At 92.8% G+C, this 237-nt stretch carries 1 pseudogene; it reads right to left on the reverse strand.

The features are described from left to right. Nucleotides 1-2 precede the first annotated feature (2 nt). Nucleotides 3-237 (reverse strand): annotated as a pseudogene (locus AC0L23_RS40195) (hypothetical protein); the annotation flags it as partial.

The following is a 237-nucleotide window of genomic DNA, read 5'->3' on the forward strand; positions in this document are numbered from 1 at the left end:
GTTCACCGGCACCCCCAGGCGGGGGGGGGGGGGGGGGGGGGGGGGGGGGGGGGGGCCCGGGCGCGGGGGGGGGGGGGGGGGGGGGGGGGGGCGGGGGGGCGGGGGGGGGGGGGGCGGGGGGGGGGGGGGGCGGGGGGGGGGGGGGGGGCGCCCCCCCCCGGGGGGGGGGGGGGGGGGGGCCCGCCCCCCGCGGCCGCCGCCTGCTGTGGCTGCGACGCCGGGTTGATCCAGCAAGCG

The sequence above is a fragment of the Bradyrhizobium sp. MI1.4 genome, assembly GCF_055811315.1.